This window comes from Prescottella equi, assembly GCF_002094305.1.
Taxonomy (GTDB): Bacteria; Actinomycetota; Actinomycetes; order Mycobacteriales; family Mycobacteriaceae; genus Prescottella; species Prescottella equi.
This window is the reverse complement of sequence record NZ_LWTX01000001.1, coordinates 1-11,671: the sequence shown is the minus strand read 5'-3', so window position 1 is coordinate 11,671 and position 11,671 is coordinate 1. Positions and strand designations below refer to the sequence as shown.

Below are 11,671 nucleotides of genomic sequence, written 5' to 3'. Positions count from 1 at the left end.
CGGAGTGTCGATGCCAATATTCCAGGACGCAGCCGTGCTCGTCGACGACGTCCACAAGTCCTTCGGCGAGGTGAAGGCTCTGCAGGGCGTCAGCTTCGAAGCCAAGCGCGGGACGGTTCTGGGCATCCTCGGCCCCAACGGCGCCGGCAAGACGACCACCGTGAAGGTTCTGTCGACGCTGCTGCGACCGGACCGGGGCCGTGCGCTGGTCGCGGGACACGACGTCGTCACGCACGCCGCCGACGTCCGCCGTTCGATCATGATGACGGGCCAGTACGCAGCGCTCGACGAGACGCTGTCGGGCCGGGAGAACATCGAACTGTTCGGGCGTCTGATGGGGCTCGATCGCGCCTCCGCGAAGCAGCGGGCGCAGGATCTGCTCACCGAGTTCGATCTGCTCGACACGGGCAAGCGCCCGGTCCGCGGCTATTCCGGCGGCATGCGCCGGCGCATCGACATCGCGTGCGGACTGGTCGTGCGCCCGGAGGTCGTGTTCCTGGACGAGCCGACGACCGGACTCGATCCGCGCAGCCGCCAGGGTGTGTGGGCGCTCGTCGACACCCTCAAGGAACAGGGCATCACGGTGCTGCTGACCACGCAGTACCTGGAGGAGGCGGACCTGCTCAGCGACAACATCATCGTCATCGACCGCGGCACCGTCATCGCGGAGGGCACCGCCGATCAGCTCAAGGAGCGCACGGGCGGCAGCTACTGCGAGGTCGTCCCGCTGGATCCGCAGAAGTTGCCGTGGGCGATCCACGCGCTCGGCAATCTGGTTCCGCACGAGATCCGCACCGAGATCGCCGAAGGCGCCGATCGCGTGTCCGTGCCGGCCCCCGACGGCGCCGCCACGCTGTCCGAGGCGCTGCGCCGCCTGGACGCGGCGGGCATCGAGCTCGCCGACATCGCGCTGCGCCGGCCGTCCCTCGACGACGTCTTCCTCTCCCTGACCGGTCATTCCGCTCCGGGGGCCGAGCGATGACCTCTGGGGCCAACAGCGCGGCGAAGAGGCTGGCGGTTTCCGCAGCCTCCGAGCGGGCTTCCGTGGCGGTTCCGGCCAAGCGCGTCGGCTCGCACCGGCGTCCGGACCCCAACGGGTTCCAGCAGTGGCTCGCGCTCACCGGCCGCAGCCTCAAGACGATGGTGAAGACCGGCGAGCTCGCGGTCGCGGTGATCGCGCCGCTGATCTTCACCGTCGGCTTCTATCTGCCGCTGCGGTTCGTGATGAAGCTCCAGGGCGTCGACTACGCGCAGTTCCTCATGCCGATCATCGTGTTGCAGGCGATGGCCTTCACGGCCATCTCGGCGTCGCAGGTCGCCTCGGTGGAGTCGCTGCTCGGCCTGACGACGAGACTCAAGACGATGCCCGTCGCGGGACCCGTGCCACTGCTCTCGCGCATGACCCGCGCCCTCGTCCGGTCTGTGATCACCCTCGTGGCGGCGTTGGCGTACGGCTACGCCATCGGTTTCCGATTCAGCGCGGGCGCGGCGCAGGCAGCGCTGTTCTGCGCGTTGGCGCTGTCCATCAGTGTGGCGCTGTCGCTGGGTGCGGACGCGATCGGCACCCTGGCGAAGTCCCCGGAGGCGACGTCCCAGGCGCTCGCGCTGCCGCAGCTGATCCTCGGCATGCTGTCGTGCGGCTTCGTCCCGGAGACCGGGTTCCCCGAATGGATCCGGCCGTTCGTGCGCAACCAGCCGATCTCGCAGTTCTCGTTCGCGATGCGGGACATGGCCGAGGGCGGGGTCACCGCGTCGTCGCTCTTTCCGGCCGTCGCGTGGTGTGTGGGTCTGGTCGTGGTCTTCGCGCCACTGGCCGTGTGGGCGAGTATGAGGCGCAAATGAGTGAATCCCCGGAACGCACGATGACGTCGAGCCGAGTGGCGCGGGCGTCTGCTTCCTCCATCGATTTCCCGCCGCCCACCGAGGCGTGGCCGGAGTCGTCCCCCAAGGCGTTGTGGGTGCACAGCACCGTCCAGTGCCGACGTCTCCTCAAGCGCTGGTCGCGGGACCCTTCCACGATGATCCAGGCGCTGCTCTATCCGGCCCTCACCCTCGTGATGTTCCGGATCGTCATCGGCAACACCGTGACGGCAGCGACGGGACAACCCGCCGTCTACGGTCAGGTTCCGATGATCATCCTGATCGGTGCCATGTTCGGTTCCATCGTCAGCGCCGTCGGATTGCGGGCCGAACGCAAGAACGGCCTGCTGTCGCGCTTCTGGACGCTGCCGATCCATCGGGCCGCCGGCCTGGTGGGCCGCATGATGGCGGAAGCCGTGCGCGTGACCATCACCACGATCGTCATCCTCGTGGTGGGTGTCTTCCTCGGATTCCGGCTGACGCAGGGATTCCTGCCGAGTGTGTTCCTGGTGATCCTGCCGGTGATCTTCGGCATGGGCTTCGCGATGATGGTGACCGCGCTGGCCACGGTGTCGGGCGACGCGCCGCTGGTCGAACTCGTGTCGATCGGCTGCACCCTGTTGATGTTCTTCAACTCGGGTTTCGTGCCCGTCATGGCGTATCCGACCTGGTTGCAGCCGGTGGTGGCGGCGCAGCCGATGTCGTGCGCGATCGATGCGATGCGCGGGCTGGCGATGGGTGGTCCGATCCTCGAACCCGTGCTGCAGACCCTGGCGTGGTCGTTCGGCATGATGGCCGTGTTCGTGTATCCGGCGATCAAGGGCTACCGGCGCGCGGCCGCAACCGGCTGAGCGCGTTCGCCTCCGGCTCGGTACGGGCCGTCCGCAATACACCTCACGTTCACCCTCCCCGGAGGGCGAATGTGCGCTTCGTCTGATATTTGTTTCAGTGAGTTCAGAGGGTTGGGTTTCCGTCCGCTGTGCTTCATCCCTCCCCTTTTCTGTTCTCCAGGAGCATCCGCATGGCTTTTCGGCGGCGCCCGGCAGCGAAATTCCTCGCCGCCGCGGCCGTGGTCCTCTTCGGCGCACTCGGTTTCCCACCGCCCGCCGCGACAGCAGATCCCGGACCGGGCCGGGCCGACCTGCCGGGGGCGTTGACGTCCGCCCCTCCCCCCGGCGCCAACGACTGGAACTGCCGCCCCGGCGCAAGGCACCCACGCCCGGTGATCCTCGTCCACGGCACCGGCATGGACATGGGCAGCTGGGGCGCACTGTCCCCCGCACTGCAACGCGAGGGATACTGCGTCTTCGCCCTGGACTACGGCCTGGCGACGGGCGCGTGGGGTCGCGGTGACATCCGTGCCTCGGCCCGTGAGCTGGCGGGCTTCGTCGATGCGGTGCGGGCCCGGACCGGCGCCGCACAGGTGGACGTCGTCGGCCATTCCCAGGGCGGGACGATGACGCGGCAGTACCTGCGGTTCGAGGGCGGCGCGGATCCGAGCGATCCGTCACGCAACAAGATCCGCAGGCTGGTGATGCTCGGCCCCACGACGCACGGAACGACGTTCGGCGGTCTGCAGACCTTCGTCGACGCCTTCACGTCGCTTCGACTCACCGACGAGCCGACCAACGAATGGCTCGCCGGTCTGGGTTTCGGGCTCGCCTCGTACCAGCAGATGATCGGATCGAAGTTCCTCGCCGCCCTCAACGCCGGCCACGAAACCGTGCCGGGTGTCGACTACCGGGTCATCGCGTCCCGGAGCGACACGGTCGTCACGCCGCCCGAAGGGTCGTTCCTGGTCCCGGGCCCCGGGTCGTCCGTCCTCAACGAGTGGATCCAGGACAGTTGCCCGGCGGCGAACGTCTCGCACGTGGGACTGCTCGACGATCCGCGTTCGATCTTCCTGGTCAGGCGCGCGCTCGACCCGAGCCTGCCCGGCGCGGTCCCCTGCTGACGGGTCCCCGGCCGCCGTCGACGGGGTGAACACACCGGTGGCCGCTCCTCCCGAGGAAGGAGCGGCCACCGGTGTCCGTTCAGCGACGCAGGTACCGGTCGAGTGCCGGTCCGACCACTTCCAGCGCGGTCGGTGACAGCAGCTGCCGGTGTCCGGCCGCGACCGGTACGACCTCGACCGATCCACCGACGCAATCGCGCCAGCCCGCCGCGCCGTCGGCCTCTCCCATGTCTGCGCTGAAATACAGCAGATCTCCGTCGAAGTCACCCGGACGGTAGCGGTCGAGGAGACCGAACGAGTGCGCGATGCTCTCGACGATGCGTTCCCAGTCCGCGCCGGTGATGCGGTCGAACGGTGCCGGCAGTCTGCGCAGGATGGTGTCGACGCGCTCGGGATCCAGCTGTCGGAGCGCGACGTCGCCACCGGCGAGTTCGGCCGCGAAATCACCGAGTAGGTCGGCCAGCGAGGGGTCCTCGTACTCGGCGACGCCCGTCTCCGGATCGGCGACATGGCTGTCGAGCATGGCGAGGGTCTGCACCGTCTCGCCCATGTCCCGTAGCTGTACCGCCATGGCGTGGGCGATCGATCCGCCGAGGGACCAGCCGACGAGGTGGTAGGGGCCGCTCGGCTGGATCCGCCGGATCCGGTCGACGTACAGCGCCGCCCATTCCTCGATGCTGGCGGGAAAATCGACGTCCTCGCTCAGGGCGGGCGACTGGATGCCGTAGATAGGACGGTCCTCGTCGACGTACCCGGCCAGACCGGCGAAGCTCCATGACAGGCCGGTGACCGGGTGGAGGCAGAACAGTGGCTCCGACGTTCCCGAGGCCCGCAACGGCAGCACCACGCCGAGGCCGGCGGCCTCGTCGTCGCCGCGGTCCGCGTCGGCGTGTGCACCGGATTCGATCCGCGCCGCGATGCTCTCGACCGTGGGATCGACGAACATCCACTGCAGCGGCAACGGGACGCCGAGAGCGTCGCGCAGCGCGGCCACGACGGTCACCGCGACGAGCGAGTTGCCGCCGAGGTCGAAGAACTCGTCGTCCAGACCGACGTCGTCGACCCCGAGGGCATCGGCGAAGGCACGGGCCACGGCCTTCTCGACCGGCGTCTCCGGAGCCCGGAACTGCCGCGGCTCGACCGCAGGGGCCGGCAGCGCCTTGCGGTCGATCTTGCCGTTCACGTTCAACGGGAGGGCCTCGAGTTCGACGAACACCGACGGCACCATGTAGGACGGCAGGCCGGTCGCGAGGTCGGCCGCAAGTGCGGCGGTGCCGATCGGCGCGGTGCCCGCCGGCACGATGTACGCCACCAGCCGGTCGCCGGATCGGCCGTCGTTACGCACGATGACGGCCGCTTCGGCAACGTCGGGGTGCGCCCGCAACGCGGCCTCGATCTCGCCGAGTTCGATGCGGAATCCGCGCACCTTGACCTGGAAGTCGGCGCGACCGACATAGTCGAGGGTGCCGTCGGTGCGCCATGCGACGACGTCACCGGTGCGGTACATCCGCTCCCCCGCCGGACCGTAGGGGTCGGCGACGAATCGGTCGGCGGTCAGCGCCGGGCGACCGAAGTAGCCGCGCGCCAACTGGGCACCGGCGAGGTACAGCTCACCGGGCACACCGACGGGGACCGGCCGCAGTCTGTCGTCGAGGACGAGCAGTCGCGTGTTCCATTCGGGGCCGCCGATCGGTACCGCGGAGCCGGTGGTGTCCGCGACGCGCTGCGCCGTGACCGACACCGCGGCCTCGGTGGGCCCGTAGAGGTTGAACAGCTCGGCGGTGCCCGCCGCCACGAAGCGGGCGGCGGTGTCGGCAGGCAGCACCTCGCCGATCGCGAGGACCCGGCGCAGCGACTCGGGCAGCCGGTCTCCGGACTCGACCAGCAGCGCCTGCAGCATCGAGGGCACCGCGTGCAGCGTGGTCACCTTCTCGCGGCGCATCAACGAATCGAGGTAGCCGGGGTCGCGGTGGCCGTCCGCGGTGGCGACGACTAGTCGTCCACCGGACGTCAGCGCCGACCAGAACTCCCACACCGACAGGTCGAACGTCGCCGCGGTTTTGAGCAACGCGGCATCCGAGGCGTCCAGGCCGTATTCGGCGCGCTTCCATTCCAATTGGTTGACGATCGCCGCGTGGCTGACGGCGACGCCCTTGGGCCGACCCGTCGAACCCGACGTGAAGATCACGTAGGCGGTGTTCGCAGGTCGCAGCGGCGACGTGCGTTCGCGATCGGTGATCGGACGGCCGTCGTGCTCCGTGCCGTCGATCAGGTCGACGTGCAGCACGGGCAGGTGTGCAGGCGTCTCGACATCCTCGCGGGAGGTGGCCAGCACGCAGACCGGCTGCGCCGTGTCGAGGATGTAGGCGGTGCGGTCCGCGGGATGGTCCGGGTCGATCGGCACGTAGGCGCCACCGGCCTTGGCGACGGCGTACATGCCGACGATCAGGTCGACCGAGCGCCGCATTGCCAGCGCGACACGGGATTCCGGTCCGACGCCCATCCCGATCAGGCGACGCGCCAAGCGGTTGACCCGCACGTCGAACTCCGCGTAGGACAGTCGTTCCCCCTCGGCCACGACGGCCAAGGCGTGAGGGGCGGCCGCGACCTGGGCGTCGAACAGGTCGACCAGTGTGAGGTCGTCGGCGACCGGATGCCGGGTCGAATTCCACCGGTCGAGTACCTGGTCGCGCTCGTCGGCGTCGATCATCTCGAGGTCACCGACCGAGACCGACGCATCGGCGACGACACCGCGCAGGATGCGGGCGTACATCTGCGCGAACCGGTGGGCCGTCGCCTCGGTGAACAGGTCCGTCGCATACGTGAAGTCGACGCTGAAATCGGCCGGTTCGCCGTTCGCGTCCACGTTGTCGACGATCGTGGCGTGCAGATCGAACTTGGCGAGTTCGAAGTCGACGTCGACCGGGGCGACCGCGAGTCCCGGAAGTTCGAGGACCTCGTTCTTCATGTTCTGGAAGGAGAAGCCCACCTGGAAGAGTGGGTGCCGGGCCCGGGAGCGGACCGGGTTGAGGACCTCGACGAGACGCTCGAACGGAACATCGTCGTTCGCGAAGGCGTCGAGGTCGGCTGTGCGCACGCGTTCGAGCAGATCGCCGAACGACTCCGCGAGGTCGACCTCGACCCTCAGGGCGAGGGTGTTGACGAACATGCCGATCAGGTCGTCGAGCGCGGACTCACCGCGGCCCGCCACCGGGGTGCCGACCACGATGTCGCCGCTGCGCGACAGCCGAGCAAGCAACACGGCCAAGGCCGCGTGCATGACCATGAACGAGCTCGCACCGTGCTCGCGGCCCAATTCCACCAGGCCGCGATGTGTTTCGGCGTCGACCGAGGCACCGACGGTGGCGCCGGTGTACGACTGCACGGCCGGCCGCGGCATATCCGTGGGCAGATCGAGCTGATCCGGGATGCCGGCCAGTCTCTCCTTCCAGAAGGCGATCTGCTTCGCGATCACCGAATCCGGATCGTCCTCGGAACCGAGAGTCTCGCGCTGCCAGACGGCGTAGTCCGCGTACTGCACGTCCAGCGGAGCCCATCCGGGCGCGGCATCGGACGCCCGCGCAACGTACGCGGTCATGACGTCTCGAACCAGTGGCCCCATCGACACGCCGTCCGCGGAGATGTGGTGCACCACGAGCGCCAGCACGTACGACGACGGCGACAGTTCGAACAGACGCACCCGCAGCGGCACTTCGGCCGTGACGTCGAACGCGGTCAGCGCGATCGCGCTCAGCCGCTCTGCCAACGAATCGGCGCCCACCTTCTCCGGACCGAAGTCCCAGTCGGCCACCACATCCTCGACGGGGAGCACCGACTGGTACCCGACGCCGTCGTGCTCGGGATACCGGGTGCGCAGCGCGTCGTGCCGCGACACGACGTCGACGACCGCCTGGCGAAGGGCCTCGACGTCGAGGTCTCCGGTGAGCCGGACGGCGATCGGAATGTTGTTCACCGCAGACTCGGGCTCGAGGCGGTTGAGGAACCACATGCGCTGCTGCGCGAGCGACAGCGGGATCCGGCCGTCGTGGCTGCGCGCCACGAGTGCGTGCCGGACCGCTCCGGTGAACGATTCCAGGCGTGCCGCAAGGGCTTCCACGGTGGAAGCATCGAACAACTCGCGGACGGGGACCCGGGTGCCGAGGGCCGCCCCGAGCCGGGCCACGAGCTTGGTTGCGACGAGCGAGTTTCCGCCGAGATCGAAGAAGTCGTCGTCGAGGCCTGCCCGGTCGACTCCCAGGACGTCCACGAACGCCCGCGCGACGAGCTCCTCCGTCGGGGACGCCGGGGCCCGGAAGTCGCGTGCCTCGAAGTTCGGTGCCGGCAGGGCCTGGCGATCGAGCTTGCCGACCGCGGTGAGCGGTACCTCGTCCAGGACGATGATCGACGCGGGCACCATATACGACGGCAGCAACGACGCCACATGAGCGGCCATCGTGTCGGCGTCGACCCCGTCGGCGAGAACGTACGACACCAACGCGGTCTGCCCGGACGGCATGGGGTGGCCCACGGTCGTCGCGAACGAGACGCCGGGGCAGTCCGTCAATGCGGCGTCGATCTCGCCCAGTTCGATCCGGAAGCCCCGGACCTTGACCTGGAAGTCCGAGCGGCCGACGTACTCGATCGACATGTCGGTGGCGCCCGCCGCTTCTCCACTCGGCGACGCGGTCCACCGGACGACGTCACCGGTGCGGTACATCCGTTCTCCCGCAACGCCGTACGGGTTGGCCACGAAGCGGTCCGCCGTCAGCGCGGCGCGACCGTGGTAGCCGCGTGCCAGCGCGCCGCCCGACAGGTACAGCTCACCGGCGACGCCACGGGGCACCGGACGCAACCGGGTGTCGAGGACGAGGGCTCCCACACCGGGAACGGGCCCGCCCACCGTGACGGGCTTGCCTGCGAACAACTCTCCTCGCGTCGAGATGATCGTGGTCTCGGTGGGACCGTACGCGTTGAAGAACTGCCGGTCGGGCGCCCAGTTCCCGACGAGTTCGGTGGTCGACGCGTCGCCACCCACGGACAGCAGACGCAGATCGTCGAGGCCCTCGGGGTTCATCGATCCGAGAACGGCGGGCGTGATGATCGCGACGGTCACCTTGCGCTCGGCGAGCAGAGCATGCAGCTCCTCTCCGCCGAGGATCGTCGGGGGAACGACGACGAGCTCCGCACCCGCCGCCGCAGCGACGGCCCACTCGAACACGGACGGGTCGAAACTCGGCGAGCAGATGTGCAGCACACGATCCGACGCGGTCACCGAGTACAGCTCGACGGACTGATCCACCAGACCCGACAGACCACGGTGCGTCACCACGACGCCCTTCGGCCTGCCCGTCGATCCCGACGTGTAGATCACGTAGGCGGCGTGATCGAGCAGCAGGGGCCGGGTCCGGTCTCCGTCGGTGACGGGTGCCGCGGAATGCCCGGCCTCGACGGCGGACCGTTCGAGGTCGTCGAGCGACCACCACGAGACCGCGTCCGGCAGATCGGTGATCGAGTCGGCTACGGCGATACCCAATGCCGCAGCCGAGTCCGTCACCATGTGTTCGATCCGGTCCTCCGGATACGTCGGGTCCACCGGCACGAAGGCGGCGCCCGTCTTCGCGACCGCCCACACGCACAGCACCATCTCCCAGGAGCGAGGGAACGACAGAGCGACGACGCTCTCCGGTCCGATGCCCCGACCGATCAGCTCACGCGCGATGACACTCGAACGCTCGTCGAGGTCCCGGTACGTCAGTGCGATGTCGCCGCAGCCGAGTGCGGGAGCGTCGGGATCGGCGGCCACGTTGCGGCCGAGCATCTCGGTGAGGGTCTCGAGTCGCGCCACCGGCGGTCCGGCGACGGTGGTGAGAGCCGCGAGTTCGCGATCCGAGAGCAGCGCCGCGTCCCCCACCGGGACCGAGGCGTCGGAGACGAGCGAGTCGAGCAGCCGCACGAATCGTTCGCCGATCGAGACGACGGTCGGTGCGTCGAACAGATCGGTGGCGTAGGTCATTCCGATCGACAGTCCTGCGCGATCGGAATCGGCGTCGACGGCGTCCGAGACGGTCACCTGCAGATCGAACTTGGCGAGCGCGATATCGAAGTCGACCCCCGACGCGGTGATCCCGGGCAGTTCCAGGGCCTGTCCCGCCACACCGCTCTGGAACGCGAGCGCCACCTGGAACAACGGGTGCCGGGCCTGTGAGCGTTCGGGATCGAGAATCTCGACGAGCCGCTCGAACGGGAGGTCGGCGTGCTCGAAAGCGGCCAAGTCGGTGGACCGAACCTGCGCGAGAAGATCGGCGAAGGACTGCCCGCCGTCGATCTCGATGCGCAGGACGAGCGTGTTCACGAACATGCCGATCAGGTCATCGAGCGCGGCCTCGCCGCGGCCGGCGACCGGGGTACCGATCGCCACGTCCGGGGTACCGCTCAGCCGCGCGAGCAGCACCGACAGCGCCGCGTGCACCACCATGAACGGCGATGCCGCGTGGGCCTGTGCGACGTCCTCGATCCGGGACCGGAGATCGGCATCGATCGAGAACGTATGCGTGGCACCGCCGTTGGATGCGACGGCGGGACGCGGACGGTCCGACGGCAGGTCGAGCTGGTCGGGAAGTCCGGAAAGCGCGGACGTCCAGTAGGCGACCTGTCGCGCGATCACCGAGTCCGGGTCGTCCTCGCTGCCGAGGACCTCGCGCTGCCACAGCGCGTAGTCGGCGTACTGCACGTCGAGCGGCACCCAACCGGGGGCCTCTCCCCGACTGCGGGCCGCGTAGGCCGTCATCACGTCGCGCGCGAGCGGGCCCATCGAGACCCCGTCGGCCGCGATGTGGTGCAGCACCAGGACGAGTACGTACTCGCGGGAGGACAACGCGAAAGCTCTTGCACGGACCGGGATTTCGGCGGTGAGGTCGAATCCCTCGAGCGCCCACTCCTCGATCCGGCCGACCAACGTGCCCTCGTCGGCCTGCTCGATCCCGAGATCGAAGTCGACGGTGTCAGGGCTCAGGATCTGCTGGCTTCCCACTCCGTCGACGTCGGGGAACACCGTGCGCAGCGACTCGTGGCGGGCAAGGACGTCCCGCACCGCCAGCGCCAGCGCCTCGGTATCCACATCGCCCGACAGCCGGATAGCGAGCGGAATGTTGTTCACCGCGGACTCGGGATCGAGCCGGTTGAGGAACCACATGCGCTGCTGCGCCAACGACAACGGCACCCGCTCCGGCCGCGGACCCGCGACGAGCGCCTTACGCGCACCCGCACCCGCAAGCAACTGCACCCGCGCGGCAAGGGCCTGCACCGTCGACGCATCGAACAACACCCGCACCGGCACCTGCGCATCGAGCGCCGCACCGAGACGCGCAGCGACCTGAGTCGCGACCAGAGAGTTACCGCCGAGCGCGAAGAAATCGTCGTCCAGACCCACCCGATCCACACCGAGCACGTCCGCGAACACACCCGCGACAACCTCCTCCGCCGCAGTCGTCGGAGCCCGGAACACCGTCGCCTCGAACACCGGCTCCGGCAACGCCTTCCGATCCAACTTGCCCGACGCATTCAACGGAAACGCATCGAGCACCACGAACATCTGCGGCACCATGTACGACGCGAGCGACGTCGCCAGCTGCGCCTTGACCGCAGTGGTGTCCAGATCCTGGTCCGCCACCACATACGCGACCAGCTGATCATTCCTCACCAGCACCACCGACTGCGAGACCCCCGGCACCGCCAGCAGCGCCGTCTCGATCTCACCCAACTCGATCCGCAGACCACGCAACTTCACCTGGAAATCCGTGCGACCGATGTACTCCAACTCACCCGAACTGGTCCACGTCACCAGGTCGCCCGTGCGAT

5 protein-coding genes are annotated in these 11,671 nt (G+C 68.8%); 4 read left to right on the top strand and 1 reads right to left on the bottom strand.

The genetic code is table 11. The annotated features are described in order from the left end of the window. Positions 1–10 precede the first annotated feature (10 nt). From A6I89_RS00025 to A6I89_RS00010, 4 genes are all read left to right on the top strand, one after another. Positions 11–982 (top strand): daunorubicin resistance protein DrrA family ABC transporter ATP-binding protein, encoded by a 972-nt coding sequence (locus tag A6I89_RS00025; protein WP_005518359.1) that lies wholly within the window; start codon positions 11–13, stop codon positions 980–982. After that, positions 979–1,842 (top strand): ABC transporter permease, encoded by an 864-nt coding sequence (locus A6I89_RS00020; protein WP_005518357.1) that lies wholly within the window; start codon positions 979–981, stop codon positions 1,840–1,842. Before A6I89_RS00025 ends, A6I89_RS00020 begins: the two co-directional genes overlap by 4 nt. Then, entirely contained in the window at positions 1,839–2,711 is an 873-nt protein-coding gene (locus A6I89_RS00015) for an ABC transporter permease (protein ID WP_044991335.1), read from the top strand. The genes A6I89_RS00020 and A6I89_RS00015 overlap by 4 nt, the downstream gene beginning before the upstream one ends. A gap of 170 nt (positions 2,712–2,881) precedes the next feature. Further along, positions 2,882–3,814 carry an esterase/lipase family protein gene (locus A6I89_RS00010; RefSeq protein WP_005518352.1) on the top strand — a complete coding sequence of 311 codons (933 nt, stop codon included), beginning with the start codon at positions 2,882–2,884 and terminating at the stop codon, positions 3,812–3,814. A 79-nt stretch (positions 3,815–3,893) separates the two neighbouring features. On the opposite strand, the gene A6I89_RS00005 is transcribed toward A6I89_RS00010, so the two are convergent. Further along, positions 3,894–11,671, bottom strand: a 7,778-nt coding sequence (locus tag A6I89_RS00005; RefSeq protein ID WP_139811859.1) for an amino acid adenylation domain-containing protein, incomplete at its 5' end; no start/stop codon positions are given.

Coding starts and splice junctions, on each gene's coding strand:
- A6I89_RS00025 (WP_005518359.1), top strand. CDS start 11: ATGCCAATATTCCAGGACGCAGCCGTGCTCGTCGACGACGTCCACAAG.
- A6I89_RS00020 (WP_005518357.1), top strand. CDS start 979: ATGACCTCTGGGGCCAACAGCGCGGCGAAGAGGCTGGCGGTTTCCGCA.
- A6I89_RS00015 (WP_044991335.1), top strand. CDS start 1,839: ATGAGTGAATCCCCGGAACGCACGATGACGTCGAGCCGAGTGGCGCGG.
- A6I89_RS00010 (WP_005518352.1), top strand. CDS start 2,882: ATGGCTTTTCGGCGGCGCCCGGCAGCGAAATTCCTCGCCGCCGCGGCC.